We start from the raw sequence: 25,067 nt of genomic DNA, 5'->3' as shown, positions 1-25,067 counted from the left end.
AGGCCCCCGTGCCGAGCGAGGGAGAGCCCCACGTGACCATCGCGCCAGCCGAACCGGCTTCAGCCATCCAGGCGACGCAAGCCCCGGTGGACACCGACGGTCCCGGTGCCGCGCTGCTGCGGACCCTGACCGAGCTGACCGCCGACCTCCCCGACGCCGACCCCGGCCGCGTCGCCGCGGCCGCGCTGCGGGGCCGCTCCGCCCGGGCGGACGAGGCGGAGTTGCGCGAGCTGGCCACGGAGGCGGCCGCCGGCCTCATCTCCGAGGACCCCGCCTACTCCCGGCTGGCCGCCCGGCTGCTGACCGTCTCCATCCGCGCCGAGGCCGCCTCGCAGGGCGTCACGTCCTTCACCGAGTCCGTCGCCGTGGGGCACCGCGAGGGCCTGGTGGCCGACCGCACGGCGGAGTTCGTGCGGCTGCACGCCGAGCGTCTGGACGCGCTGGTCGACCGGACCGCCGACGACCGCTTCGGCTACTTCGGCCTGCGCACCCTGCACAGCCGCTACCTGCTGCGGCACCCCATCACCCGCAAGGTGATCGAGACGCCCCAGCACTTCATGCTGCGCGTCGCCGCGGGCCTCGCCGAGGACGACACGGCCCGCTCCGTGGACGAGGTCTCGGCGCTGTACGGGCTCATGAGCCGCCTCGACTACCTGCCTTCCTCCCCCACCCTCTTCAACTCCGGCACGCGGCACCCCCAGATGTCGTCCTGCTACCTCCTCGACTCCCCGCTGGACGAGCTGGACTCCATCTACGACCGCTACCACCAGGTCGCCCGCCTCTCCAAGCACGCCGGCGGCATCGGTCTGTCGTACTCCCGGATCCGCAGCCGCGGTTCGCTGATCCGCGGCACCAACGGGCACTCCAACGGCATCGTCCCGTTCCTGAAGACCCTGGACGCCTCGGTCGCCGCGGTGAACCAGGGCGGCCGACGCAAGGGCGCCGCAGCGGTGTACCTGGAGACCTGGCACTCCGACATCGAGGAGTTCCTGGAGCTGCGCGACAACACCGGTGAGGACGCCCGCCGTACGCACAACCTCAACCTGGCCCACTGGATCCCCGACGAGTTCATGCGCCGGGTCAACGCCGACGAGCAGTGGTCGCTGTTCTCCCCGGCGGACGTGCCGGAGCTGGTCGACCTGTGGGGCGCGGAGTTCGACGCCGCCTACCGCAAGGCGGAGGCGGACGGGCTGGCCAAGAGGACCATCCCGGCCCGCGACCTGTACGGCCGCATGATGCGCACCCTCGCGCAGACCGGCAACGGCTGGATGACCTTCAAGGACGCCTCCAACCGCACCGCCAACCAGACGGCCGAGCCCGGCCATGTCGTCCACTCCTCCAACCTCTGCACGGAGATCCTGGAGGTCACGGACGACGGGGAGACCGCGGTCTGCAACCTGGGGTCGGTCAACCTCGGCGCCTTCGTGAGCAACGGGGACATCGACTGGGAGCGCCTCGACGAGACGGTCCGCACGGCCGTCGCCTTCCTCGACCGCGTGGTCGACATCAACTTCTACCCGACCGAGCAGGCGGGCCGCTCCAACGCCAAGTGGCGCCCGGTGGGCCTGGGTGCGATGGGCCTGCAGGACGTCTTCTTCAAGCTGCGTCTGCCCTTCGACTCCCCCGAGGCCAGGGCCCTGTCCACCCGGATCGCCGAGCGCATCATGCTCGCCGCGTACGAGGCCTCCGCCGACCTGGCCGAGCGCAACGGCCCGCTGCCGGCCTGGGAGAAGACCCGGACGGCCAAGGGTGTCCTGCACCCGGACCACTTCGACACCGAGCTGAACTGGCCTGAGCGCTGGGCGGCCCTGCGCGAGCGGATCGCCGCGGTCGGCATGCGCAACTCGCTGCTGCTCGCGATCGCCCCGACCGCGACCATCGCCTCCATCGCGGGCGTGTACGAGTGCATCGAGCCGCAGGTCTCCAACCTGTTCAAGCGTGAGACGCTGTCCGGCGAGTTCCTCCAGGTCAACTCCTACCTGGTGCAGGACCTCAAGGACCTGGGCGTGTGGGACGCGCGCACCCGTGAGGCGCTGCGCGACTCCAACGGCTCGGTGCAGGACTTCGCGTGGATCCCGGCGGACGTGCGGGCGCTGTACCGCACGGCGTGGGAGATCCCGCAGCGCGGTCTGATCGACATGGCCGCGGCCCGTACCCCGTTCCTGGACCAGTCGCAGTCCCTGAACCTGTTCCTGGAGACGCCGACCATCGGCAAGCTCTCCTCGATGTACGCGTACGCCTGGAAGTCGGGCCTGAAGACGACGTACTACCTGCGCTCCCGCCCGGCGACCCGGATCGCCCGCGCGGCCCAGGCGCAGACGCAAGCGACCATCCCCGTCCAGCAGGCGGCCGACCCCGACGCCGTCGCCTGCTCCCTCGAGAACCCCGAGTCCTGCGAGGCCTGCCAGTAATTCCCGCCCGCCACCCGACCGCCACCCCTGGAGGACGGCGCTTCGCGCCGACGACAATGACTCGTAACACCAACCTGCTCGACCCGGGCTTCGAGCTGACTCTCCGCCCGATGCGCTACCCCGACTTCTACGAGCGCTACCGCGACGCCATCAAGAACACCTGGACCGTCGAGGAGGTCGACCTCCACTCGGACGTCTCCGACCTCGCGAAGCTGACGCCGGCCGAGCAGCACCTGATCGGCCGTCTGGTGGCCTTCTTCGCGACGGGCGACTCGATCGTCGCGAACAACCTGGTGCTGACGCTGTACAAGCACATCAACTCCCCGGAGGCGCGCCTCTACCTGTCGCGCCAGCTGTTCGAGGAGGCCGTGCACGTCCAGTTCTATCTGACGCTGCTCGACACCTACCTCCCCGACCCGGAGGACCGCGCCGCCGCCTTCGCGGCCGTGGAGAACATCCCGTCCATCCGTGAGAAGGCCGGGTTCTGCTTCAAGTGGATCAACGAGGTGGAGAAGCTGGAGCGCCTGGAGTCCAAGGCGGACCGCCGGCGCTTCCTGCTCAACCTCATCTGCTTCGCCGCGTGCATCGAGGGCCTGTTCTTCTACGGCGCCTTCGCGTACGTCTACTGGTTCCGCAGCCGGGGTCTGCTGCACGGTCTCGCCACCGGCACCAACTGGGTGTTCCGCGACGAGACCATGCACATGTCCTTCGCCTTCGACGTGGTCGACACCGTCCGCAAGGAGGAGCCGGACCTGTTCGACGACGAGCTGCAGCAGCAGGTCACCGACATGCTGGCGGAGGCCGTCGAGGCCGAGCTGCAGTTCGCGCGCGACCTGTGCGGTGACGGCCTCCCGGGCATGAACACCGAGTCCATGCGGCAGTACCTGGAGTGCGTCGCCGACCAGCGCCTCACGCGCCTCGGCTTCGCCCCGGTGTACGGCTCGGAGAACCCGTTCTCCTTCATGGAGCTGCAGGGCGTTCAGGAGCTGACGAACTTCTTCGAGCGCCGCCCGTCGGCGTACCAGGTCGCGGTGGAGGGCACCGTCGACCTGGACGAGGACTTCTGAGCCTCCTTCTCCCGCTGGTTCCCTGTGCGGTTCTCCTGGGCCTCCCTGAGCTGCCGGTCGATGCGCCTGTCGCGCACGATGCCGAGCACGGACGGGAGGACCAGGAGGACCAGGATGCCGAGCGTGACGAGCATTCCGATCAGGCCTTCGATCTGGTTTCCGTTCATGTCACTACTGTCGCGCTGAATACTCCTTACCGGGAGTGGCAGGACTGCCGTACACCATCGATTTACTGCCAGCGGTGAGGCACACTGGCCCCATGCTGAAAAACGTGGCGGCCGTGCTGCTCGACGGCGTGCATCCCTTCGAGCTGGGCGTGGTGTGCGAGGTGTTCGGCATCGACCGCAGCGACGAGGGCCTGCCGGTGTACGACTTCGCCGTGGTCTCGGCCGAGAGCGAGACGCTGAGCACCCATGTCGGCGGGCTCACCGTGTCGACGCCGTACGGCCTGGACCGGCTGGAGGAGGCCGATCTGATCGCGGTGCCGGCCGGGAGCGACTACGTCAGCCGGGAGTACCCGCCCGCGCTGCTCGACGCCCTGGTGCGGGCCGTGGAGCGGGGCACACGGGTGCTGAGCGTGTGCTCGGGCGTCTTCGTGCTCGGCGCCGCCGGGCTGCTCGACGGGCGGCGGTGCAGTGTGCACTGGCGGCAGGCCGAGGAGCTGGCGGTGCGCAATCCCCGGGCGATCATCGAGCCCGATGTCCTGTACGTCGACGAGGACCCGGTGATCACCTCCGCCGGCACCGCGGCCGGTATCGACGCCTGTCTGCACCTCGTACGCAAGGAGCAGGGCCCGGAGGTCGCCAACAAGATCGCCCGGCGCATGGTGGTGCCGCCGCACCGGGACGGCGGTCAGGCGCAGTACATCGAGCGGCCGCTGCCCAAGGCCCCGTGCGACACCGTCGGCGAGGTGCTGGTGTGGATGGAGGAGCACCTCGACCGGGAGGTGACCGTCGAGCAGCTCGCCGCCCGCGCCCATCTGGCACCGCGCACCTTCGCCCGCCGTTTCCAGCAGGAGACGGGGACCACCCCCTACCGCTGGATCCTGCGCCAACGGGTGCTGCTGGCACAGCAGTTGCTGGAGGGCACGGACGAGACCGTGGACGCGGTGGCCGCGCGCACCGGGTTCGGTACGGCAGCCGCGCTGCGCCACCAGTTCGTCCGTGCGCTCGGCACGACCCCGAACGCCTACCGGCGCGCGTTCCGGGGCCCCGAGGCCGCCTGAACGCGCGCCGGCCGGCAGTGGACGCCGCTCACCACTCCACTGGCTTGAGCAGCAGCCGGTGGGGCCGGAGGGTGATGCCCACACGGGTGCCGTCGTTCGACCCGCTGACCTGCTCGAAGCGGTACTTCGCGGATATCGCCGCGGTGATCAGGCTCAGCTGGGCCATGGAGAAGTGGTCGCTGGGGCACTTGCGGTTGCCGACACTGAAGGGGCTCATGGCGTACTTGGGCACCTCCTTGACCCGCTCGGGCAGCCAGCGGTCGGGGTCGAAGTCGAGGTTGCGGTCGTAGGAGCGGCCGTCGCGCTGGATGGCGTAAGGGCTGTAGACGATGTCCGCCCCGGCCGGAATGCGATAGCCGCCGAGCGCGGTGTCGGTCACCGCGCGCCGCGTCAATATCCATACGGCGGGCCGCAGCCGCATGGCTTCGACGACGACATTGTTGGTGTGCCTGAGTCCCCGGACGTCCGCGAATCCAACGGGCCGACCGCCGGTCACGGATTCGACCTCGGCGCGCACCTTCTGGGCGTGTTCCGGGTGTTCCGCGAGCACCTGGAGCAACCACATGATCGTGGAGGCGACTGTTTCGCTGCCTGGGGTGACTATCGCGACGACCTGGTCGTGGATCTCCTGTTCCCCGATGGGGTCGCCATTGTCGTCCTTCGCCTCCAGCAATGCCGTCAGCAAATCGTCCGGCTTTTGACCAGATGACCTCCGCTCGGCGACGATCTCGTCGACCAGCAGATGCAAATCGGCCAGCGCCCGGTTGAATTCGCGGTTGGCGGGGAACGGCAGCCGGTACAGCGGCCCGAGCGGGACGACCATCCTGCGGTACATACCGCGGAAGACGGTGGCGAGGTCGATGCTCAGCCGCTCCGCGCGCTCGTCCATGTACTCGCCACGCAGCAGGCAGCGGGCGGCGATGCGCACGGCGACCCGGAACGACTCCGAGGTGCAGTCGACGGTCTCACCGGGCTGCCAGCGCTCGGTCAGCGCATGCGCCTCCTCCTCCATGACCGCGCCGTACGCGGGGATCGCGTCGAGCCGGAACGCGGGCTGGATGGTGCGCCGTTGGCGGCGGTGCCGGGGGCCGTTGGCGGTGGCGACGCCCTCCCTGCCGAGCAGGCCCTCGAGGGACTCCCACAGCGGACCGTCGATCTTGTAGTCGGGGCTGAGCGCGAGTGCGCCGGTGAGCGCGGGCGTGGTGACGGCGTACACCGTCTTGGGGCCGAGCTTCAGGCGCACGACGTCGCCGTGCTCGCGCAGCCCGGACATGAAGGCGAGCGGGTCGCGCACCAGTTTCAGACCGTGCCCGAGGACCGGGACGGCGCCGCCGGCGAGGGGCGGTTCACGCAGTTCCGTGGCCTCGGGGGCCACTGGCTTCACAGACTCGACGGTCATTTCTCACCTGCCGCTTCGTTGTTGACGTACGGGGGCGTGGACCGGTCGTCCCAACTGTCGACCATGTACCGGCCGGACTCGTGGTGGAACCAGTAGACGGAGCTGAACCAGTTCCGCATATTGCCGACACAGCCGCGCACGGCGGCGCTCAATTCCCCGCCGCTGGGCGTGCCGTCGGACAGTTCGGCGGCGAATCGCAGGGCGACCCGCTCGGCTTCGAGAAATTCATCGACGCATTCCTCGACGCGCCACCTGACTTCATCCACCGCTTCTTCGAGGGTCATTCCCTCATGGGTGATGAGACTGATTCCGAGATTGTGCACCTCATCGCCCGCTATTTCCTTGGGCAGCGAGCAGAGGTCGTTGTACCAGGCGGCGAATTCCTGGCTCAGGAGTGCCGGACGGTGATAGGCCGGATGTTTCCTCACGGCGTCCGGGAGTTCACACCCGGCGCTCGGCTCCAGCAGGTCCGTCCATATCCAGTGTGCGAACGTGAGCCGCCGCAGGGCGAGGTATTCCTCGACCTTCGGTACGTACCCTTCGGTACGGTTTCGGAACTCGCGGTCGTAGGCCTCGATCACCTCGTGGAAGTGCCGGGCGAACCGCAGGTTCCAGGTACGCGGCAGGAACGAGTACAGCCGCAGCACGCTGTCCGCGAACCCCGCCACCAGGGGGTCCGGGTGGTGCAGATGGTGCCGCGGTGCGTCGAGGGCCGCGTGCAGGCGGTACCTGAGCCGCCGCCAGTCGGCCACCCGGCCGTGCACGATGTCACGGTCGTGGCGGTCGTCCCAGACGAAGAACCAGGCGCTGTAGTCGGCTATGGCCTGCAGGACCTCGTCGGGGGCTCCGGTGTAGTACCCCGCCATGAGGTCGGTGTAGCAAAGTCCGTCGGCATATTCACGTACCTTGTCCGCCGGCATGAGCCGTTTTTCCAGCAGCCACTGCCGAGTCTTCTCCTGTAGCTTCGGCCAATACGGGTGGAGTTGCCGGGGAAAGACGTCCTCGATCACCGGGAGGGCGAGAGACGGCGGTACTGCGACCGCAGTCGACGATGTGGTGCCGTGTGAGAAAGCGTGCACGAACAGTCCCCTCTCAGCCGCCTGGAGCACACACCCTTCGCTCCGTGTCGTGCCGGGCGCGTGCCGTTGCGTATCCCCGCACTTCCCATTCAGCACCACAACTGACCGTTATGGGAACGGATTTGCTTCACTCACCACCCCAAGATGCCGGGAATCATGCGACGAACAAACGAACGACGCCCGGTCGGGAAGGATCCCGACCGGGCGTCGTAGCGTGCGTCGTCGCTGCTCTCGTACGGTGCTCGTACGTCTCGGCCCGACGTCTCAGTCGTTGGCGACCACGGGGTAGCGTGGCTCGTTCTCGGCCATCTGCCGCAGCGCGTCCTTGCGGTCCCGCTTGGACAGACGGTCGATGTACAGGTAGCCGTACAGGTGATCGGTCTCGTGCTGCAAACACCGTGCGAAGTAGCCGGTGCCGCGGACCTTGATCGGGTTGCCCTTCTCGTCCTGGCCGGTCACCTCGGCGTAGTCGGGACGCGCCAGCGGCGCGTAGGCGGTCGGCACGGACAGGCAGCCCTCGTTGCTGTCGTCCAGGCGGCGCCGGTCGGCGGGCAGGTCGACCAGCTTAGGGTTGCACACCACGCCGACGTGCCGCGCGCCCTCGTCGTCCTGGCAGTCGTAGACGAAGACCTTCAGGTCGACACCGATCTGGTTGGCGGCCAGGCCCACGCCCTCGGCGGTGCGCTGGCTGGCGAACATGTCGGCGACCAGCCGGCCCAGCTCCTCGCCGAACTCGGTGACGTCCTTGCACTCCTTGTGCAGGACCGGGTTGCCGACGACCGTGATCGGCCGCGAGGTGCCGCGCTCGCGCCAGGCGTTCTCGCGCTCCTCGCAGTCCTCCGTGTCGACGACATAGCCCTCGTCGTCGACGGGGAGCACGCCCGCGTGCTGCTGATCGGTGTCCTGCTGCGCCATGACCGACGTACGCCTTCCTCAAATGAACAGGGGGGTGAAGTTGCTGATACAGGGTACGTGCAGCGCCCCTGCGGGGTCCTCAGCAGACCTCTTCCAGGTCCCTCCAGTCCCGGGAATCAGGGCTGTCCGCCACCCAGCCGTCCAGCAGCCCCCGGACCAGCGAAGCCGGCGCAGCGACCCCGCACTCCCGCTCCGGCACCCACAGCTGCCCGTCGGTGCGATGGCCCAGCGGCCCGGGATGGCCGGGCTCGCTGTGATCGTGCGGATCCAGGTGGACACCGTCGCCCTCGTCGGACGGCATCCGCGACTCCGAGCACATCCGGCACAGCAGCCGCACCGAGGAGGACCAGTCCTCCGCCGCGAACCCCGCGTCGGCGGCCAGCTGCTCCAGCGCGTCGCGGTCGGCCTCGGTGGCCGCCTCCAGCAGTACCACCCAGGTGGGGACGGGCGAGGGCGCCCACAGCTCGATCTCGTCGAAGACCGGGTAGGAGTGCCCGGCGGACGTCGTGCGTTCGCCGTGCGGGACACCGTCGTGCAGCACGACCTCGCCCCAGCGCCGTCCGGACGAGGGAAGCGGAATGGACAGCACCTCGATCCGGGCGGGGTCCAGCCTGCGGCCCCACACCACTTCGGCCTCGCCCTCCGGGGAGAGCCGTACGGCCGCGCTGCCCAGCTCCATGCCGAGCGGCTCGCCCGAGGCGGTGGCCCCGCCGGGTACCCGCAGCCCGTACGCCTGCCAGGCGCGGCGGGCCAGCGGCCAGTCCTGCAGGGCGGTCGCGGCGATGCCGACGTTCCACCAGTCGGGAGCGCCGCTCTCCCGGTCCAGGAGGGCCACGGCGCGCAGTCCGGCGGCGCGGGCCTGCTCCCAGTCGTGCCGGAACTTGTGCAGCAGGGCGAGGTTGAACCAGGACTCCGACAGCCAGGGTTCCAGGTCGGCCGCGCGTGTCAGCAGCTCTCCCGCGTCCTCGTACCGGCCGTCGCCGATGAGCGTGAACGCGCGGTCGGTGGCCTGCCGCCAGGAGGCGGAGGGCCGGTGCCGTCCCTTGCCGAAGATCCTCACGATTCCCGCCTGCCAGTTCCAGTTCCGCACGTGGGCTGGCTTGTGCCCCCGGACACCCTCTCCCTCGCATCCAACCACGTACGGTCTCAAGGGCGCTCATTACCCATGGGTTACCCCGCCACGGGCAGGGTCAGACAGTCCCGGGACAGAACCCGGGCGAGCGACTCCACCACCTCGGGAGCGTAGTCGCCGGCGGTGGCCAGACGCAGCTCCTCCAGGGCCCGGAGCGGCCCGTCGGGCCCGGCGTCCCGGGCCTTCTCGTCGTAGGCGTTCACGGCCCTGATGATGCGCGCGGCCGGCGGCTGCTCCCGGCAGGGATCCGCCTGCCGTTCCACCACAACGGCGACCGCCGCGTCCACCCCGGTCTGCCGTACGACGGCCCCGCCGAGCAGGGCGATGCGCCGCTGCTCCGCCGTGGGCAGGGTGGCGGTGGCGCCGACCGGGACCGGGTCGACCAGGCTGAGCTGGCCGATGTCGTGCATGAGGGCCGCGTACTCCAGGACGGTCAGCTCGGGACCTGACAGGCCCAGGTCCCGGCCGACGGCCAGACTGAGCGCGGCGACCCGGCGGGCGTGCCCGGCGGGCGTGTATCCGGCGATCTCGGTGGCCCGGGCGAGGGAGGCGATGGTCTGCCGGTAGGTGGCGCGCACGGCGGCGTAGCGGCGCACGGACAGCTGGGCCAGCAGCAGCGGCAGACAGAACACCGGCAGGGCCCACAGCCCGACCACGGCGACCGCGAGCGCCATCACCGCGCCGGTCGCGCACACGGCGGATCCGATGCCGAGCAGCCCGCGCAGTTCGTCGCGGAGCAGCGGGCCGAAGGGCCAGCGGGTGCGGGAGTGGGCGAGGGCGGCCGCGAGGACGGCGTCGCACAGGGCGGTGAGGACGAGGAGGGCGACGAGCAGCAGCGCGTAGGCGGGGCCGCTCCAGGTCGCGAACACGCCCTTGTTGGAGAGGGGTTGGAAGCAGACGGCGGCGAAGCCGACGGTCAGGACGCGGCGGGCGAGGTGGTCCAGGGTCGGGGTGCGGCCGCACCAGATGTGCGGCACGCTGCCGAGCAGCGAGGCGGCGAGAACGACGGTGACGACCTGCGGGGCGTCGTGCAGCGTCTGGTGTCCCGCGTCGGGTCCGAGCAGGGCGTACGACAGCGATCCGGCGGTGCCCAGCGGCGCGGCCTGCCGCACCTGGGCTCCGCTCCACCGGGTCAGCTCGCCGACGGCTATGAGCATCCCGAAGGCGAGGCCGACGCCCCGGTCGGCTATGCCGGTCCACAGGATGACCGCGAGGGAGGCGGTGACGGTGAGGGCTGCGGAGGCGTGGATGAGCCGGAGGGCGGTCATCGCGGGGCCCCGGTGCGAGCGCCGGCGACCGGCTGCTGGGCCGGGACCTCCTGCGCCCTCTCGTCGGCCGTGACGGCCGGGTGCCAGCCGTGGCGGCCGAGGGCCCGGGCGAGCGCCGTGACCATTCGGGGGTCGAACTGGGTTCCGGCGCACCGCTCCAGCTCGGTGACCGCCGCCTCGACCGGGCGCGCCCTGCGGTAGGAGCGGGTGGAGGTCATCGCGTCGAAGGCGTCCGCCACGGCCACCACGCGGGCGCACTCGGGGATCTGAGCGCCCACCAGCCCGTACGGGTAGCCGCTGCCGTCGAGCCGTTCGTGATGGTGCAGGATCGCCGCGCGGGCCTCGCCCAGAAAGGAGATCCCGCGGACCATCTCGTGGCCGTACTCGGGATGCAGCTCGATGATCCGCCGTTCCTCGGGGGTCAGCGGGCCGTCCTTGCGCAGCAGCCGGGTGGGCACGCCGAGCTTGCCCACGTCGTGCAGGATGCCCGCGAAGCGCAGCACCTCGACGCGTTCGTCGTCCATGCCGAGTTCGCGGGCGATCATCACCGAGGCCTGGCCGACGCGTTCGCTGTGGCCGCGGGTGTAGCCGTCCTTGATGTCGACGGCCTGCACGAGCGCGCGGATGGTGGCCTGGTGGGCGGCCCGTTCCCGGTGGTACTGGGCGAAGACCCAGCAGGAGACGCACATCGGCAGCAGCACGAGCAGCGCGGCGACGGGCCCGTAGCGGCTGCGCCACAGCACGGCCATCATCAGCCCGGCGAGTCCGTGCACGGCGACCGGCGCGAGGGAGCGCAACAGCAGCCCGCGCCAGGCCCTGCGCAGGGGCACCCTCCCCCACTGCCTGAACGGCGTGGGCGGTACCCCCACGCCCGTCGCGCGGATCCCGCCGTCGAGTGCGGTGAGCACCAGGCAGAAGGCGAGGACGGCCGCCCCCGCGGGCACGAGGGCATAGGGGAAGTCACAGGCCACGACGGCGTCCCGGCCGCCGAGTGCCCAGTGGACCCGGGCCGCGCCCCACACGGCGAGCGAGGGCCGCGCGGCCCGCCACACGCGGCGCAGCAGGACGGGCCGGTCCTCGACCCCGCCGAGCAGGGCGGCCGACAGCGGGACGAGCGCGGCGGCGGGCGGGGGCAGCAGGAACGCCCCGGCGAGCAGGACGGGATAGAAGGTGCCGCCGAAGCGGCGCCGTACGACGTGCTCGCAGGCCGCGTAGAGCGCGGCGAGCAGGGCGAGCGCCCACCAGGGGCTGTGTGTGGCCGGCACCGGCAGGACACAGAGCACGGCCAGCAGAGCGACGCAGGCCACATAGCCCCGCGCTCTCGCCGGAACCGCCTCCATCGCGCCCCTCCCCCGACCATGCCGGTCCAGGCTCGGAGCCTAGGGCGGGAATCGGGGGGGCCGGGGGCTTATGACCCGAGGATTAGCACGTTCGGGTGACGGCTGGTGCTCAGCTCTCTTGAGGAGTTGCGGTCACGTCGTGATCCGGGACGGCCTGCCCGGAGCGGATCAGGTCGAGCCGCCCCATGACCTTGGCCCGCAGGTCGGCGGGCACGTCGTCATGTCCGCAGCACCGCTTGACCAGCTTCTTCACGGCCTGCTCCAGGCCGTACTTCTCCAGGCACGGAGAGCATTCCTCGAAGTGGTGCTGGAACTTGTCGCGATCGACGTCCGGCATCTCGCTGTCGAGGAACTCGTACAGGTGGTCGAGGACCTCACTGCAGTCAGTCTCGTGCGGCTCTCCGCAGCTCATGAGCCCGAGCCTTTCGCTTCGTTCGACTCTCCGGCGCCCGCCGGGACCAGCCCGCGCTCACGGGCGTAGTCCTCCAGCATGCCGCGCAGTTGACGGCGGCCCCGGTGCAGCCGGGACATCACCGTACCGATGGGTGTCCCCATGATGTCCGCGATCTCCTTGTACGCAAAGCCCTCTACGTCCGCGAGGTAGACGGCGATGCGGAACTCTTCGGGGATCGCCTGCAGCGCTTCCTTCACGTCCGAGTCGGGCAGGTGGTCGAGCGCCTGCGACTCGGCGGAGCGCAGACCCGTCGACATGTGCGACTCGGCGCGGGCGAGCTGCCAGTCCTCGATCTCCTCGGCCGCACTGCGCTGGGGCTCGCGCTGCTTCTTGCGGTACGAGTTGATGAAGGTGTTGGTGAGGATCCGGTACAGCCACGCCTTGAGGTTGGTGCCCTCGCGGAACTGGTGGAAGGACGCGTACGCCTTGGCGTACGTCTCCTGCACCAGGTCCTCGGCGTCGGCCGGATTGCGCGTCATGCGCAGCGCGGCCGAGTACATCTGGTCGAGGAATTCGAGCGCGTCCCGCTCGAAGCGCGCGCTGCGCTCCGTGGTCGTCTCCGCGCTGTCGCCCCGGCCCTCGGGCTGCTCCGCCTGGCCGTTGTCGGTCCCTGCGTCGGTCCCAGTGACCGGACCCACCTCCTCAAGATCCCGGGCGGGACCGAAACCGGCCCCACTCGTTTCGGAGGATAGAACACGACCCGTGCCTGCCGCCGCTCGAATAGGCGTGGTCTTGGCCGAGTGCAGCACCGTCCAGTCCAGGTCAGTGCGGCTGCTGCGGCTCGAATCGAACTCTGTCGGGCGCGACCCGTCCACGGGGTGGTGGTGGGCGACGGGCGGGCAGATGGTCGAACCCATGCGGCGGACTTCCTCTCCTACGACGTCGGTGCCGGTCGCTCAGCACTTCTGTCCGCCACAACAGCGATGCGCCGCGTGACATTCCCGGGGTCACCCGAGTGACGCGATCCACTCCACGACACCGTCGGTGACGATCTCCAGCGCCCGCTCCTGGGTGATCTCCGCGCGCTTGGGGACGGCCAGGCCGTGATCGCCGTACGGCACCTCGACCAGTTCGAAGTCACCTTTCGGGAACTCGTCCGGCTTCCCGAAGGGGTCGTTCCCGCCCTGGACGACGAGCGTGGGCACCCCGGCGCCGAGCAGCTCACCGGCGCGGGACCGCTCCGGCCTGCCGGGCGGGTGCAGTGGGAAGCTGAGGGCGAGCACGGCGTGTGCCTCCAGCTCCGTGGCGGTCCGGCAGGCGACCCGGGCCCCGGCGCTGCGGCCGCCGGAGATCACCGGCAGCCCGGGACCGGCCAGCGCGGGCCAGATCCCGCGCCAGCCGACGTCGAGGGTCTTCGGCGCGGGCGCGACCTTCTTGCCCGCGACCCGCCAGGGCTGCTCGACGAGGGCCACGGTCACACCGTGTGCGGGGAGCACGTCGGCGAGCGCCCGCAGATCCCGCGCCTGGATGCCGCCCCCGGCGCCGTGGCTCGCGGCCAGCACCAGCCGGGCCTTCTTCGCCCTGTGCCAGGTGATACGGGCGGGGCCGGCCTCGGTCTCGGTGGTCTCCTGCGTCACGTCGCTCTCTTGTGCCACGTCGCTCTTTCGCGTCACGTCGGACTCTTGCGTCACGTCAGAAGAGCGTGCCCGCTTCCGGTGCCGCCAGCTCCTTCAGCAGCTCCGGGCCGTTGTTGCGGACGTTGCTGACGGCCGTGCCGACCGGGTAGGCCCGCATCAGGCCGGCCGGGGGCGGGGCCAGCAGCTCACGCAGGCTCTCCGGGTCGGTGCGGGAGGGGTCGAGCCAGGCGTCCCAGCGGTCCGGAGTGAGCATCAGCGGCATCCGGGGGTGGATCTCGGTGAGCGAGTGCGGCCCCTCGGCGGGGGCGACGGCCAGCGGGGTCTGCTCCGCCTCCGTGGTGATCACCGAACAGGTGACCCACCAGGCCTGCGGGTGGTCGTCGGGCAGGGTCCGGTCCCGCCAGAACTCGTACAGCCCGGCCATCGCGAACACCGAACCGTCGGCGGGCAGCACGAAGTAGGGCTGCTTGCGCGGCCGTTTCTTCTTCCCCTCGGCCTCCAGCTCCCGCTCCTCCTTGCCGGTGACCCACTCGTAGTAGCCGTCGGCGGGCACGATGCAGCGCCGGGCGGCGAAGGCGCGCCGGTAGGCCGGCTTCTCGTGCACGGTCTCCGCGCGCGCGTTGATCATCCGGGCGCCGCCCTCGGGCGTCTTGGCCCAGGAGGGCACCAGCCCCCACTTGAGCTTGCGCAGCTGCCGAACCGGACGCGGTGTGTCCGCGTCTTTCAACGGACGGTCCAGGACCGCGTAGACCTCCTTGGTCGGAGCCACGTTGTAGTCCGGCTCCAAGGTCTCCTCGGGTTCCCACTTCTCGATCTCAAAGATTCCTGCGAGATCCTCGGGCCTACGACTGGATGCATACCGTCCGCACATACGTGCCACACTGCCAGGCCCACCCGCCACCCGACCACCACTCCTCGATGCCGGCGCCGCACGCCGACCCCGATGGATGACGACGACAGGGAGCCATCTCCGGACATGGACAGCCTCGCCGCCACCGCGCTGCCCGACCTCTGGGGCCGTCTCACCGGCACCCAGCCCGACCCCGACCTGTGGGTGGTGCTCGCCACCCTGGGCGCCGCGCTCGCCGTCGTCGTCCCGCACACCGTGTGGCGGCTCTCGCGCAACGCCATCACCATCGCGCACGAGGGCGGCCACGGCCTGGTGGCCCTGCTCACCGGCCGGCAGCTCACGGGTATACGTCTGCACTCCGACACCAGCGGCCTCACGGTCAGCCGCGGCAAGCCGTACGGCGTGGGCATGATCCTCACGGCGGCCGCGGGCTACACGGCGCCCTCACTGCTGGGCCTGGGCGGTGCCGCACTGCTGGCCGCCGGCCGCATCACCCTCCTCCTGTGGGTGGCCACCGCCCTGCTGGTGGCGATGCTGGTGATGATCCGCAACGCGTACGGGGTCCTGACCGTGGTCCTGGCCGGGGGCGCCTTCCTGCTGGTGTCCTGGCTTGCGGGGTCACAGGTGCAGGCGGCGTTCGCGTACGCGGTGGTGTGGTTCCTGCTGTTCGGCGGTGTACGACCGCCGTTCGAGCTGCAGGCCAAGCGGGCCCGGGGCGGCGCGGGCGACTCGGACGCGGACCAGTTGTCGCGGCTGACGCATGTTCCGGCGGGCCTTTGGCTGTTCCTGTTCCATGCGGTGTCACTGTGTTCGCTGATCGGTGGGGGCCGCTGGCTGCTGGAAGGTTGACGGCCGACCCTCCTTATAAAGTGGCCCCATGGCCCCGAACACCGCACACCCCGCCCTCTGGCCCGCCCCGCACGCGAGCGGAGCCGTCGACGCGACGGTCCACGTGCCCGGGTCCAAGTCCGTCACCAACCGCGCCCTCGTGCTCGCCGCCCTCGCCTCCGAGCCCGGCTGGCTGCGCCGCCCGCTGCGCTCCCGCGACACGCTGCTGATGGCCGGTGCCCTGCGGGCCATGGGTGTGGAGATCGAGGAGACGGTGTCGTCCAGCTCCTCCGGCGCGGGGGGCCCGGACGGCTCGGGGGAGGCCTGGCGGGTGCTCCCCACGGGCCTGCACGGTCCGGCCACGATCGACGTCGGCAACGCCGGCACGGTGATGCGCTTCCTGCCGCCGGTGGCCGCGCTGGCCGACGGCGCCATCCGGTTCGACGGGGACCCGCGGTCGTACGAGCGTCCTCTGAACGGTGTGATCGACGCGCTGCGTGCGCTCGGCGCCCGGATCGACGACGACGGCCGGGGCGCGCTGCCGCTGACCGTGCACGGCGGCGGGGCCCTGGACGGCGGCCCGGTGTCGATCGACGCCTCCTCGTCCTCCCAGTTCGTGTCGGCGCTGCTGCTGTCGGGGCCCCGTTTCAACCAGGGCGTCGAGGTCCGTCACACCGGTGCGAGCCTCCCCTCCGTGCCGCACATCCGGATGACCGTGGACATGCTGCGCGCGGTCGGCGCCCAGGTGGACACCCCGGAGTCCGGCGGCGAGCCGAACGTGTGGCGGGTGACGCCGGGCGCGCTGCTCGGCCGGGACCTGACGATCGAGCCGGACCTGTCGAACGCCCAGCCGTTCCTGGCGGCGGCCCTGGTCACCGGGGGCAAGGTGCTGATCCCGGACTGGCCGGCCCGCACCACCCAGCCGGGTGACCGGCTGCGGGAGATCTTCACCGAGATGGGCGGTTCCTGCGAACTGACCGAGTACGGACTGGAGTTCACCGGCTCGGGCGCCGTCCACGGCATCGACGTGGACCTGGGCGACGTCGGCGAACTGACCCCGGGCATCGCGGCGGTTGCCGCCCTCGCGGACTCCCCCTCCACCCTGCGCGGCGTGGCGCATCTGCGCCTGCACGAGACGGACCGGCTGGCCGCGCTCACCAAGGAGATCAACGAACTCGGCGGTGACGTCACCGAGACGGCCGACGGCCTCCACATCCGCCCGCGCGCGCTGCACGGCGGGGTCTTCCACACCTACGACGACCACCGCATGGCGACGGCCGGGGCGATCATCGGCCTGGCGGTCGAGGGCGTGCAGATCGAGAACGTGGCGACGACGGCGAAGACCCTGCCCGACTTCCCCGACCTGTGGACCGGGATGCTGGGGAACTGACGGGCGGACTGGGACCATGCGCCGCTACGGCAAGCACACCGACGAGGACGACATCCGCACTCGTCCCAACCGCAAGGGCAACCGGCCGCGTACGAACATCCGGCCCAAGCACGAGGACGCGGCCGAGGGCATGGTCCTCACCGTCGACCGGGGCCGGCTGACCTGCCTGGTCGGGGACCGCACGATCATGGCGATGAAGGCCCGCGAGCTGGGCCGCAAGGCTGCCGTGGTGGGCGACCGGGTGGCCCTGGTCGGTGACCTGTCCGGCAACAAGGACACGCTCGCGCGGATCGTGCGCATCGAGGAGCGCAGCTCGCTCCTGCGTCGTACGGCCGATGACGACGACCCCTACGAGCGGGTGGTCGTCGCCAACGCCGACCAGCTGGCGATCGTCACGGCCCTCGCCGATCCGGAACCGCGCCCGCGGCTGATCGACCGCTGTCTGGTCGCGGCCTACGACGGCGGTCTGGAACCGCTGTTGGTGATGACCAAGTCGGACCTGGCCCCGCCCGACAAGCTGCTGGAGCTGTACGGCGCCCTCGACATCCCCTACATCGTCACCAGCCGCGAGGAGCTGGGCAGCGGCGATGCCGCGGACCTGGTGCGTGAGCATCTGGACGGCCGGATCACCGCTTTCGTGGGTCACTCGGGCGTGGGCAAGACGACCCTGGTCAACGCCCTGGTCCCGGTGGAGCGCCGCCGTACGACGGGCCACGTCAACGCGGTGACCGGACGCGGCCGCCACACCACCACCTCGGCGCTGGCGCTGCCCCTGACCAGTCCGGGCGGCTGGGTCATCGACACCCCGGGGGTGCGTTCCTTCGGCCTCGCGCACATCGACCCGTCCCGGGTGATCAACGCCTTCCCGGACCTGGTGCCGGGCACGGAGGGCTGCCCGCGTGCGTGCAGCCACGACGAGCCCGACTGCGCGCTGGACGCGTGGGTCGAGGAAGGCCACGCGGACCCGGCGCGGCTGTATTCGCTGCGCCGGCTGCTGGCCACACGGGAGCGCCGGGAAGGCGACTGAGCACCGCGGTGTTTGCCGGGGTGCGAGCCAGGTAAGTGCATAATCGCACCGAGCCGGAGGGCCGGACCTACGGGAGGACAGCACATGGCGTGGCTGCTGGTCATCGTGGCCGGGATTCTGGAGACCGGTTTCGCCGTGTGTCTGAAGCTCTCGCACGGGTTCACCCGACTGTGGCCGACGGTCGCCTTCGCCACGTTCGCGCTGGGCAGCTTCGGCCTGCTGACCCTCTCGCTGAAGAAGCTCGACGTCGGTCCCGCGTACGCCGTGTGGACCGGGATCGGCGCGGCGGGCACCGCGATCTACGGCATGATCTTCCTCGGTGACCTGGTGTCCACCCTGAAGATCGTCTCGATCTCCCTCGTGATCGTCGGCGTGATCGGCCTCCAGCTGTCGGGCTCGTCCCACTGAGCGCAGCGGGGCTCACGCCGGCTGCCGGAGCAGGGCGCTTCGCACCAGCGCCGCCACCCCGCCCTCACCCGGCGGGGCCGCGACGCAGGACAGCGCGACCCGTACGGCCAGCTCGCAGGACCGGGCCAGCTCGGCGGTGTCCGCAGCGGCGGCGGGACCGGACAGCACCGTCACCGCCCGGTCCCGCACGATCTGCACGAAGTCGCGGGGCGACGGCAGCGGCCCGTCCGCCCGGCGTTGCGCGGGAACGGCGGAGGAGGACGGCACGGCGGACAGGGTCGGCGCAGGCAGGCGCTCGCTCCAGCAGCCGGTGAGCATGGCCCGCACCAGGGCGTTGTCCCGGGCGGCCGACGCCATCCACTCCGCGGTGGCGGTCAGTCTCTCCCGCGGGTCGGTGTGCGCGGCAAGGGCCCGCTCCACCCCGGCGAGATATCCGTCGGCCTCCCGGCGCACCAGTGCCCTGGCCAGCCCGTCCTTGCTCCCGAACTCGTTGTACAGCGTCTGCCGGGACACCCCGGCCGCCACGGCCACATCGACCATCCGTACCGCGGACCACGGCCGACGCACGAGCGCCGCATAGGCGGCGTCCAGTAGCGATTCCCGCGCTGCAGGCATCATCGCCTCCCTGGGGCGAGCGGCTCTGCGCCCAGATTTGACGCGCATACATGCACTGTCAAGGGTTCGCGGTGGTACAAGGGGGCGCCCCTCGGCCACGATGCACCGCACAGCCGCGGGCCGCCGCGGGCGCCGCGCCCTCTCCCCCGCCCGACTCCCGGGCCCCCTGTAGCCCCGCACCCCCTCGACAGATACCGTTCGTCACATGCCGGACTACCTTGACGACCTCCGTCTCTCCCATGTCCTCGCGGACGCGGCCGACGCAGCCACCATGGCCCGCTTCAAGGCCCTCGATCTCAAGGTGGAGACGAAGCCGGATCTGACCCCGGTGAGCGAAGCGGACAAGGCGGCGGAGGAACTCATCCGCGGCCAGCTCCAGCGCGCCCGCCCGCGGGACGCGGTCCTCGGCGAGGAGTACGGCATCGAGGGCACGGGCCCGCGCCGCTGGGTGATCGACCCGATCGACGGCACCAAGAACTACGTACGCGGCGTCCCCGTCTGGGCCACGCTCATCTCGCTGATGGAGGCGGGCGAGGGCGGTTACCAGCCCGTCGTCGGGCTCGTCTCCGCCCCCGCCCTCGGCCGCCGCTGGTGGGCGGCGAAGGGCCACGGCGCCTTCAGCGGCCGCAGCCTGACCTCCGCGACCCGCATCCACGTCTCCGGCGTCGCCAAGCTGTCGGACGCCTCGTTCGCCTACTCCTCGCTCTCCGGCTGGGAGGAGCAGGGCCGCCTGAACGGCTTCCTCGACCTCACCCGCGAGGTGTGGCGCACGCGCGCGTACGGCGACTTCTGGCCGTACATGATGGTCGCCGAGGGCTCGGTCGACCTCTGCGCGGAGCCCGAGCTTTCGCTGTGGGACATGGCCGCCAACGCGATCATCGTCACCGAGGCCGGCGGCACCTTCACCGGACTCGACGGCCGCCCGGGTCCACACAGCGGCAACGCGGCCGCGTCCAACGGCCCGCTGCACGACGAGTTGCTGGGGTATCTCGGCCGGCGCTACTGAGCAACGGGAGAAACCCGCGCACGCCCTCAACTGGCCCCGCGCGCCCTCTTGTTGACCCGCTCTTTACCTGGCACTCTGAAGCCACCCCACTTGTGAACTTGTGAATCCCTGAACTAACGGCCATGCCGCCGCAGGTCAGGGATTCCCATAGGAGGTGGCCCATCCCATGCTCGTACGTGACGCCATGAGCACCGTGATCCTCACCCTCGGCCCCACCCACACTCTCCGCCAGGCAGCCGCCCTGATGTCCGCCCGCCGGGTCGGCGCCGCCGTGGTCCTCGACCCGGACGCAGGCGGCATCGGCATCCTCACCGAACGCGACATCCTCAATTCCGTCGGTCTCGGCCAGGACCCGGACACGGAACGCACCCACGCCCACACCACCAACGACGTCGTCTTCGCCGCCCCGACCTGGACCCTGGAGGAGGCGGCCCGCGCCATGGCACACGGCGGCTTCCGGCATCTGATCGTCCTCGACCGCGGCGAACCCGCCGGCATCGTCTCGGTCCGCGACATCATCCGCTGCTGGGCCCCGGCCCGGGAGCCGGCCCCGGCGCTCTGAGTACGCCGAGCGGGCCGGAACCCGCAGGGATCCAGCCCGCCCGGTGACGGTGGAGTCTCAGCCGCGCAGCTCCCGGACCGCGGCCTCCAGCCGCTTGCCGAAGTCGTCGTCCGCCCGACGGAAGTTCCCGATCGCGCGCTCGGCGATGGCGTCGCGGGAGACGCCCGCGATCCCGCCGGCCAGATTGGCGACCAGGCGCTCCTTCTCCTCCTCGGGCATCAGCCGGTAGAGGTTGCCCGCCTGGCCGAAGTCGTCGTCCTCGGCGTGCGCCGGGGTCGGATGGTTGCCCGTGACTCCGGTGACGGAGGTGGACCGCCACAGCGGGCGGTCCGTCTGGGCGGGGCCGCCGAAGCTGTTCGGCTCGTAGTTCTTGGCACCGCCGTGCCGGCCGTCGTAGAGGAAGCCGTCGCGGGAGTGGGTGCGCGCCTCGGTGGCGTGCGGACGGTTCACCGGCAGGTGGTCGGCGTTGATGCCGACGCGGTAACGGTGCGCGTCGCCGTACGCGAACAGCCGGCCCTGGAGCATCTTGTCGGGCGAGGGGCCGATGCCCGGGACGAAGTGCGCCGGCGAGAAGATCGACTGCTCGACCTCGGCGAAGACGTTCTGCGGGTTGCGTTTCAGCTCCAGCCTGCCGATCTCGACGACCGGGTAGTCCGCGTGCGGCCACACCTTGGTCAGGTCGAACGGGTTGAAGCGGTACGCCGCCGCGTCCGCGGCCGGCATGATCTGCACGCCCACGGTCCAGCTCGGGAACTCGCCGCGCTCGATCGCCTCGCGCAGATCGCGCTGGTGGGAGTCGGGGTCCCGGCCCGCGAGGACCCCGGCCTCCTCGGCGGTGAGGTTCCGGATCCCCTGGTCGGTCTTGAAGTGGTACTTGACCCAGAAGACCTCGCCGGCCTCATTGTTCCACTGGAAGGTGTGCGAGCCGAAGCCGTCCATGTGGCGGTAGGACGCCGGGATGCCGCGGTCGCCGAACAGCCAGGTCACCTGGTGGGTGCTCTCCGGGCTGAGCCCCCAGAAGTCCCAGACGTTGTCCGCCTCCTGGCTGCCGGTGTACGGGTCGCGCTTCTGGGTGTGGATGAAGTCCGGGAACTTGATCGCGTCGCGGATGAAGAACACCGGGGTGTTGTTGCCGACGAGGTCGTAGTTGCCCTCCTCGGTGTAGAACTTCAGCGCGAAACCGCGCGGGTCACGGACCGCGTCCGCGGCGCCGAGGTTGCCGGCCACGGTCGAGAAGCGCAGGAAGACCTCGGTCTCCTTGCCGGCCTCGGAGAGAAACGCGGCACGCGTGTACGGCGTGACGTCGGCGGTCACCGTGAAGGTGCCGTAGGCACCGGCACCGCGGGCGTGCACCACCCGCTCCGGGATGCGCTCGCGGTTGAAGTGGGCCAGTTTCTCCAGGAGCAGCTGGTCCTGCGCGAGCACCGGGCCGCCGACGCCCGCGGTCTCGCTGTTCTGGTTGTCGGCCACCGGAGCTCCGGCCTCCGTGGTGAGCGGTCCCTGCGTCACGTGCGCCTCCTGCGTCATCACTGACCAATCCTGTCCATTGGCCAGAGTCAAGCTAGATCCTACATTGGACTTAATCTAAATCAATTAGAGTTCCAAAGTCACACCTGTTCGGAATCTGGTCCCCTTGCTGTTACGCTGGACCGCATGAGCGACCTTCTGGAACGGCTGCGCGGACGCGGATGGCGGATGACCGCACAGCGGCGCGTCGTGGCCGAGGTACTCGACGGCGAGCACGTCCATCTGACGGCCGACGAGGTCCATGCGCGGGCCGTCGCGAAGCTGCCCGAGATCTCCCGGGCGACCGTCTACAACACGCTCGGCGAGCTGGTCTCCCTCGGCGAGGTGCTCGAGGTGGCCACCGACAAGCGCGCCAAGCGGTACGACCCGAACGCGCACCAGCCGCACCACCACCTGGTCTGCGCCCGGTGCGGCGCGATCCGTGACGTGCATCCCACGGGAAACCCGCTCGCCGACCTCCCCGACACGGAGCGCTTCGGCTTCACGGTCTCGGACGTCGAGGTGACGTACCGCGGGCTGTGCCCGAACTGCGCGGGGATGTAAGACAGGACGCCCACAGGGCGTACGGCCGGGGGGCTCGAACCCCCGGCTCTTTGCTTTGCTCTGTCGCTTCCGGAAAGCACCGAGGGCCGGAATCCATCTCTGGATTCCGGCCCTCGGCCTTCAGTAGCGGGGACAGGATTTGAACCTGCGACCTCTGGGTTATGAGCCCAGCGAGCTACCGAGCTGCTCCACCCCGCGTCGGTGAACACGACATTACGCGAGGGAAGCCCGCTGAAGCAAATCAATTACGGCGGAGTGGCCCGGGTCACCTGCCGGCCGACCGAGACGTGCGGACAGACGACAGAAATCCATCGAGACCCGGCACATCGTCACGCCGACAGCTCCTCCCGGAGCGCGTCCCGCAGCCGGCCCGCCCGCTCGGAGACCTCGGCCGGCCCGAGCGCCACCGCCCGGTCCGCCCACTTCTGTCCTTCCGCCAGCTCACCGCGACGCGCGTAGACGAGGGCGAGCCGCAGCGCTGCCCGGCCGTGCCCGGCGTCGGCGGCGCGGGTCCACCACACCGCCGCCTCCGGCTCGCTACCCTCCCGGGCCAGCAGCAGCCCCAGATTGAACGCCCCGTTGCGCGAACCCGCCTCGGCCGCCGCCCGGTACCACCGTGCCGCCTCGACCACGTCGCCCCGGGCCGCCGCGAGCATGCCCACGCGCACCTGTGCCCGCCGGTGCCCCTGGGTGGCAGCCCGCTCGTACCACTCCTCGCACTCGGCCTTCTCGTGGACGATCTCGCCCAGCTCGTGCGCGGGCTCCGGCGGGCGCCGTGCGTCCAGCACGGTGGCCAGCCGATAGGCCGCCTCGGCGCTGCCGCCGCCGGCCGCGCACCGCAGATGCCGCTCGGCCTCCTGCTCGTTGCCCGCGCGCAGCCGCGCGATCCCGACCTGCAGCGCGGCCTCGGTATGCCCGGCGGAGGCCGCCCGCTCGTACCAGCGCAGCGCGATCTTCGCGTCCTCCCGGGTGCCGCGCCCGGCGTGCAGGATGCCCAGGTTGAACGCGGCGTCCACGCTGCCCGCCTCGGCCGCCTTGGAGAACCACGGCTCGGCGCCGGCCGTGTCGCCGCCCTGGAGCAGCAGGATCGCCAGCGCGTTCGCCGCCTCCCGGTGCCCGGCGTAGGCGGCCCGCCGGTACCACTGCTCGGCCTGTGCGGTCCGCCCCTGCTCGGCGCAGAGCAGCCCGAGGTTGTACGCCCCGTTGTCGTCCCCGGCGTCCAGCGCCGCCCGGTACCAGCGCTCGGCGGTCTGCGTCTCGCCGCGCTCGGCGTGCAGCGCGCCCAGCGCGTTGGCCGCGTTGCCGTCGCCGTCCTGGGCGGCCTTGAGCCACCACACGGCCGCGCTGTCGGCGTCCCCGGCGTCCCGCAGCAGGAAGCCGAGCGCGCAGGCGGCGCGCGGCTCCCCGTCCTTGGCGGAGGTCAGGTACCAGCGACCGGCCTCCTTCAGCTCTCCGCGCTTCTCCAGGATCGCCCCGAGGTGCAGCGCGGCCCGCCGGTGGCCGCGTGCGGCGGCCTGCCGGTACCACTGCTCGATCTCCTCGACAGCGTTGTCAGATCCGGTCTCGTCCTCGCGCACGGCCTTGCGATCAAGGGCGCGCGCCAGCCGGTAGGCGGCCTCACGGTGCCCGCGTTCGGCGGCGGCCCGCATCCAGTGCTCGGCGTCCACGTCCCCGCGGTGCTCCAGCAGGTCGGCGAGCGCGTACGCACCGAGCGCATGGCCCTGTTCGGCGGACTGGCGCAGCCAGTACTCGGCGGCGGGCTCGTCCCCGCGCTCGCGGTGGTGACGGCCGAGCGCGTGCGCGGCGGCGGCCGAGCCGGCGACGGCGGCGATCCGCCACCAGCCGGCGGCCTCCTCGGGGTAGCCGCGCTGGTGCAGGAGGACACCCAGGTTGTTGGCGGCGGCCCGGTCCCCGGCCGCGGTGGCGGCACGCAGGCAGGGCTCGGCTCCGTCGAGGTCGCCACGGCGCAGCAGGATGGCTCCGAGGACGCTCATCGCCTCGGCGTCACCGGTCTCCGCGGCGAGCCGGAGGCGTACCTCCTCGGCCGCGTCCCCCATGTCGCCCATCTCGTCCCGCGTCGGCTCCTCTACCGAAGGCTGCACAAATCGCCCTGTCTCGAACAGAGTTGCCTTGTCCCCCATAACGTCCATCGTCGCACCACCTGCAACCTGGGTACACCCGGTATACCGCAGCCCGTGAGGTCACTTCAGCGTTTTGTCGACATGCCCACAGAGAGATAAGTCAAACACAGTTCCCCCAACTCCCCACGGCGGCGAGGCCGTCCCTGCCCTCAGCACATGAGTTCGCACACCACGAAGGCCCGGATCCTGTCAGGATCCGGGCCTTCGACTGCAGTAGCGGGGACAGGATTTGAACCTGCGACCTCTGGGTTATGAGCCCAGCGAGCTACCGAGCTGCTCCACCCCGCGCCGTTTGCCTGGTAA

General features: G+C 70.9%; 24 protein-coding genes and 2 tRNA genes. 10 read left to right on the top strand and 16 right to left on the bottom strand.

The window, feature by feature from the left end:
* Nucleotides 1-32 precede the first annotated feature (32 nt).
* Both ACIRU3_RS35520 and ACIRU3_RS35515 read left to right on the top strand, forming a co-directional pair.
* Nucleotides 33-2,411: a ribonucleoside-diphosphate reductase subunit alpha gene (locus ACIRU3_RS35520; RefSeq protein ID WP_404065453.1), complete on the top strand. Its 2,379-nt coding sequence runs from the start codon at nt 33-35 to the stop codon at nt 2,409-2,411.
* 56 nt (nt 2,412-2,467) lie between these two features.
* On the top strand, nt 2,468-3,478 hold the full coding sequence (locus ACIRU3_RS35515; RefSeq protein ID WP_404065451.1) for a ribonucleotide-diphosphate reductase subunit beta: 1,011 nt from the start codon (nt 2,468-2,470) through the stop codon (nt 3,476-3,478).
* On the opposite strand, the gene ACIRU3_RS35510 is transcribed toward ACIRU3_RS35515, so the two are convergent.
* Nucleotides 3,391-3,645, bottom strand: coding sequence for a hypothetical protein (locus ACIRU3_RS35510; protein WP_404065448.1), 255 nt, complete (start codon nt 3,643-3,645; stop codon nt 3,391-3,393). The genes ACIRU3_RS35515 and ACIRU3_RS35510 overlap by 88 nt on opposite strands.
* A 92-nt stretch (nt 3,646-3,737) precedes the next feature.
* Here ACIRU3_RS35510 and ACIRU3_RS35505 point away from each other — a divergent pair, with 92 nt between their 5' ends.
* Nucleotides 3,738-4,703 (top strand): helix-turn-helix domain-containing protein, encoded by a 966-nt coding sequence (locus tag ACIRU3_RS35505; protein ID WP_404065445.1) that lies wholly within the window; start codon nt 3,738-3,740, stop codon nt 4,701-4,703.
* Between the two features lie 28 nt (nt 4,704-4,731).
* Here the strand turns inward: ACIRU3_RS35505 and ACIRU3_RS35500 are convergent, their stop codons facing one another.
* The 10 genes from ACIRU3_RS35500 to ACIRU3_RS35455 form a co-directional block, all read right to left on the bottom strand.
* Entirely contained in the window at nt 4,732-6,102 is a 1,371-nt protein-coding gene (locus ACIRU3_RS35500) for a cytochrome P450 (RefSeq protein ID WP_404065442.1), read from the bottom strand.
* Nucleotides 6,099-7,181, bottom strand: a complete 1,083-nt coding sequence (gene cyc1, locus ACIRU3_RS35495; protein WP_404065439.1) for an epi-isozizaene synthase — start codon at nt 7,179-7,181, stop codon at nt 6,099-6,101. The genes ACIRU3_RS35500 and cyc1 overlap by 4 nt, the downstream gene beginning before the upstream one ends.
* A gap of 264 nt (nt 7,182-7,445) precedes the next feature.
* Entirely contained in the window at nt 7,446-8,096 is a 651-nt protein-coding gene (gene def, locus ACIRU3_RS35490; RefSeq protein ID WP_404065437.1) for a peptide deformylase, read from the bottom strand.
* A 79-nt stretch (nt 8,097-8,175) separates the two neighbouring features.
* Nucleotides 8,176-9,156 carry a tetratricopeptide repeat protein gene (locus ACIRU3_RS35485; protein WP_404065434.1) on the bottom strand — a complete coding sequence of 327 codons (981 nt, stop codon included), beginning with the start codon at nt 9,154-9,156 and terminating at the stop codon, nt 8,176-8,178.
* Between the two features lie 110 nt (nt 9,157-9,266).
* The gene (locus ACIRU3_RS35480) at nt 9,267-10,496 is read right to left on the bottom strand and encodes an HD-GYP domain-containing protein (RefSeq protein WP_404065431.1); all 1,230 of its coding nucleotides are present in this window, start codon (nt 10,494-10,496) and stop codon (nt 9,267-9,269) included.
* Complete coding sequence (locus ACIRU3_RS35475; protein ID WP_404065428.1) at nt 10,493-11,836, bottom strand: HD-GYP domain-containing protein; 1,344 nt, start codon at nt 11,834-11,836, stop codon at nt 10,493-10,495. Before ACIRU3_RS35475 ends, ACIRU3_RS35480 begins: the two co-directional genes overlap by 4 nt.
* Before the next feature lie 109 nt (nt 11,837-11,945).
* Nucleotides 11,946-12,248 (bottom strand): mycothiol system anti-sigma-R factor, encoded by a 303-nt coding sequence (gene rsrA, locus ACIRU3_RS35470; protein ID WP_129306695.1) that lies wholly within the window; start codon nt 12,246-12,248, stop codon nt 11,946-11,948.
* Entirely contained in the window at nt 12,245-12,928 is a 684-nt protein-coding gene (sigR, locus tag ACIRU3_RS35465; RefSeq protein WP_404065424.1) for an RNA polymerase sigma factor SigR, read from the bottom strand. Before sigR ends, rsrA begins: the two co-directional genes overlap by 4 nt.
* 309 nt (nt 12,929-13,237) lie before the next feature.
* Nucleotides 13,238-13,867 carry an alpha/beta family hydrolase gene (locus ACIRU3_RS35460; protein ID WP_404065536.1) on the bottom strand — a complete coding sequence of 210 codons (630 nt, stop codon included), beginning with the start codon at nt 13,865-13,867 and terminating at the stop codon, nt 13,238-13,240.
* A gap of 55 nt (nt 13,868-13,922) precedes the next feature.
* A complete protein-coding gene (locus ACIRU3_RS35455) occupies nt 13,923-14,738 on the bottom strand; it encodes an SOS response-associated peptidase (protein ID WP_404065421.1) in 816 nt (271 codons plus the stop codon).
* A gap of 105 nt (nt 14,739-14,843) precedes the next feature.
* Between ACIRU3_RS35455 and ACIRU3_RS35450 the strand changes: the two genes are divergently transcribed.
* The 4 genes from ACIRU3_RS35450 (at nt 14,844) to ACIRU3_RS35435 (ending at nt 18,370) form a co-directional block, all read left to right on the top strand.
* Nucleotides 14,844-15,566 carry a M50 family metallopeptidase gene (locus ACIRU3_RS35450; RefSeq protein WP_404065418.1) on the top strand — a complete coding sequence of 241 codons (723 nt, stop codon included), beginning with the start codon at nt 14,844-14,846 and terminating at the stop codon, nt 15,564-15,566.
* A 28-nt stretch (nt 15,567-15,594) separates the two neighbouring features.
* Entirely contained in the window at nt 15,595-16,935 is a 1,341-nt protein-coding gene (gene aroA / locus ACIRU3_RS35445) for a 3-phosphoshikimate 1-carboxyvinyltransferase (RefSeq protein WP_404065416.1), read from the top strand.
* Nucleotides 16,936-16,951: 16 nt separating this feature from the next.
* Entirely contained in the window at nt 16,952-17,962 is a 1,011-nt protein-coding gene (gene rsgA, locus ACIRU3_RS35440) for a ribosome small subunit-dependent GTPase A (RefSeq protein WP_404065413.1), read from the top strand.
* 84 nt (nt 17,963-18,046) lie between these two features.
* The gene (locus ACIRU3_RS35435; protein ID WP_404065411.1) at nt 18,047-18,370 is read left to right on the top strand and encodes a DMT family transporter; all 324 of its coding nucleotides are present in this window, start codon (nt 18,047-18,049) and stop codon (nt 18,368-18,370) included.
* A 12-nt stretch (nt 18,371-18,382) separates the two neighbouring features.
* Here ACIRU3_RS35435 and ACIRU3_RS35430 read toward each other — a convergent pair whose 3' ends face one another.
* Complete coding sequence (locus ACIRU3_RS35430) at nt 18,383-18,988, bottom strand: TetR/AcrR family transcriptional regulator (protein WP_404065408.1); 606 nt, start codon at nt 18,986-18,988, stop codon at nt 18,383-18,385.
* Between the two features lie 202 nt (nt 18,989-19,190).
* Here ACIRU3_RS35430 and hisN point away from each other — a divergent pair, with 202 nt between their 5' ends.
* Both hisN and ACIRU3_RS35420 read left to right on the top strand, forming a co-directional pair.
* A complete protein-coding gene (hisN, locus tag ACIRU3_RS35425; protein ID WP_404065406.1) occupies nt 19,191-19,991 on the top strand; it encodes a histidinol-phosphatase in 801 nt (266 codons plus the stop codon).
* Nucleotides 19,992-20,157: 166 nt separating this feature from the next.
* Nucleotides 20,158-20,553, top strand: a complete 396-nt coding sequence (locus ACIRU3_RS35420; RefSeq protein WP_404065404.1) for a cyclic nucleotide-binding/CBS domain-containing protein — start codon at nt 20,158-20,160, stop codon at nt 20,551-20,553.
* Between the two features lie 57 nt (nt 20,554-20,610).
* Here the strand turns inward: ACIRU3_RS35420 and ACIRU3_RS35415 are convergent, their stop codons facing one another.
* Nucleotides 20,611-22,062, bottom strand: a complete 1,452-nt coding sequence (locus ACIRU3_RS35415; protein WP_404065402.1) for a catalase — start codon at nt 22,060-22,062, stop codon at nt 20,611-20,613.
* 144 nt (nt 22,063-22,206) lie between these two features.
* Here ACIRU3_RS35415 and ACIRU3_RS35410 point away from each other — a divergent pair, with 144 nt between their 5' ends.
* Entirely contained in the window at nt 22,207-22,623 is a 417-nt protein-coding gene (locus ACIRU3_RS35410) for a Fur family transcriptional regulator (RefSeq protein ID WP_404065399.1), read from the top strand.
* 124 nt (nt 22,624-22,747) lie between these two features.
* Here ACIRU3_RS35410 and ACIRU3_RS35405 read toward each other — a convergent pair.
* The 3 genes from ACIRU3_RS35405 to ACIRU3_RS35395 form a co-directional block, all read right to left on the bottom strand.
* Nucleotides 22,748-22,821 (bottom strand) — tRNA-Met (locus tag ACIRU3_RS35405).
* Nucleotides 22,822-22,952: 131 nt separating this feature from the next.
* Nucleotides 22,953-24,773, bottom strand: coding sequence for a tetratricopeptide repeat protein (locus tag ACIRU3_RS35400; RefSeq protein ID WP_404065397.1), 1,821 nt, complete (start codon nt 24,771-24,773; stop codon nt 22,953-22,955).
* A 205-nt stretch (nt 24,774-24,978) separates the two neighbouring features.
* Nucleotides 24,979-25,052 (bottom strand) — tRNA-Met (locus ACIRU3_RS35395).
* Nucleotides 25,053-25,067: the final 15 nt, after the last annotated feature.

The sequence above is a fragment of the Streptomyces sp. NPDC101151 genome, from assembly GCF_044768335.1.
Classification (GTDB): Bacteria; Actinomycetota; Actinomycetes; order Streptomycetales; family Streptomycetaceae; genus Streptomyces.
Note: the sequence above shows the minus strand (reverse complement) of the source record. Positions and strands in the feature narration are given on the sequence as shown.

What these genes read in the sequence shown, in the direction of transcription:
- ACIRU3_RS35515 (WP_404065451.1), top strand. Translation starts at nt 2,468, where the DNA reads ATGACTCGTAACACCAACCTGCTCGACCCGGGCTTCGAGCTGACTCTC.
- ACIRU3_RS35510 (WP_404065448.1), bottom strand. Translation starts at nt 3,645, where the DNA reads ATGAACGGAAACCAGATCGAAGGCCTGATCGGAATGCTCGTCACGCTC.
- ACIRU3_RS35505 (WP_404065445.1), top strand. Translation starts at nt 3,738, where the DNA reads ATGCTGAAAAACGTGGCGGCCGTGCTGCTCGACGGCGTGCATCCCTTC.
- ACIRU3_RS35500 (WP_404065442.1), bottom strand. Translation starts at nt 6,102, where the DNA reads ATGACCGTCGAGTCTGTGAAGCCAGTGGCCCCCGAGGCCACGGAACTG.
- def (WP_404065437.1), bottom strand. Translation starts at nt 8,096, where the DNA reads ATGGCGCAGCAGGACACCGATCAGCAGCACGCGGGCGTGCTCCCCGTC.
- ACIRU3_RS35480 (WP_404065431.1), bottom strand. Translation starts at nt 10,496, where the DNA reads ATGACCGCCCTCCGGCTCATCCACGCCTCCGCAGCCCTCACCGTCACC.
- ACIRU3_RS35475 (WP_404065428.1), bottom strand. Translation starts at nt 11,836, where the DNA reads ATGGAGGCGGTTCCGGCGAGAGCGCGGGGCTATGTGGCCTGCGTCGCT.
- rsrA (WP_129306695.1), bottom strand. Translation starts at nt 12,248, where the DNA reads ATGAGCTGCGGAGAGCCGCACGAGACTGACTGCAGTGAGGTCCTCGAC.
- ACIRU3_RS35455 (WP_404065421.1), bottom strand. Translation starts at nt 14,738, where the DNA reads ATGTGCGGACGGTATGCATCCAGTCGTAGGCCCGAGGATCTCGCAGGA.
- ACIRU3_RS35450 (WP_404065418.1), top strand. Translation starts at nt 14,844, where the DNA reads ATGGACAGCCTCGCCGCCACCGCGCTGCCCGACCTCTGGGGCCGTCTC.
- aroA (WP_404065416.1), top strand. Translation starts at nt 15,595, where the DNA reads ATGGCCCCGAACACCGCACACCCCGCCCTCTGGCCCGCCCCGCACGCG.
- rsgA (WP_404065413.1), top strand. Translation starts at nt 16,952, where the DNA reads ATGCGCCGCTACGGCAAGCACACCGACGAGGACGACATCCGCACTCGT.
- ACIRU3_RS35435 (WP_404065411.1), top strand. Translation starts at nt 18,047, where the DNA reads ATGGCGTGGCTGCTGGTCATCGTGGCCGGGATTCTGGAGACCGGTTTC.
- ACIRU3_RS35430 (WP_404065408.1), bottom strand. Translation starts at nt 18,988, where the DNA reads ATGATGCCTGCAGCGCGGGAATCGCTACTGGACGCCGCCTATGCGGCG.
- hisN (WP_404065406.1), top strand. Translation starts at nt 19,191, where the DNA reads ATGCCGGACTACCTTGACGACCTCCGTCTCTCCCATGTCCTCGCGGAC.
- ACIRU3_RS35420 (WP_404065404.1), top strand. Translation starts at nt 20,158, where the DNA reads ATGCTCGTACGTGACGCCATGAGCACCGTGATCCTCACCCTCGGCCCC.
- ACIRU3_RS35410 (WP_404065399.1), top strand. Translation starts at nt 22,207, where the DNA reads ATGAGCGACCTTCTGGAACGGCTGCGCGGACGCGGATGGCGGATGACC.
- ACIRU3_RS35400 (WP_404065397.1), bottom strand. Translation starts at nt 24,773, where the DNA reads ATGGACGTTATGGGGGACAAGGCAACTCTGTTCGAGACAGGGCGATTT.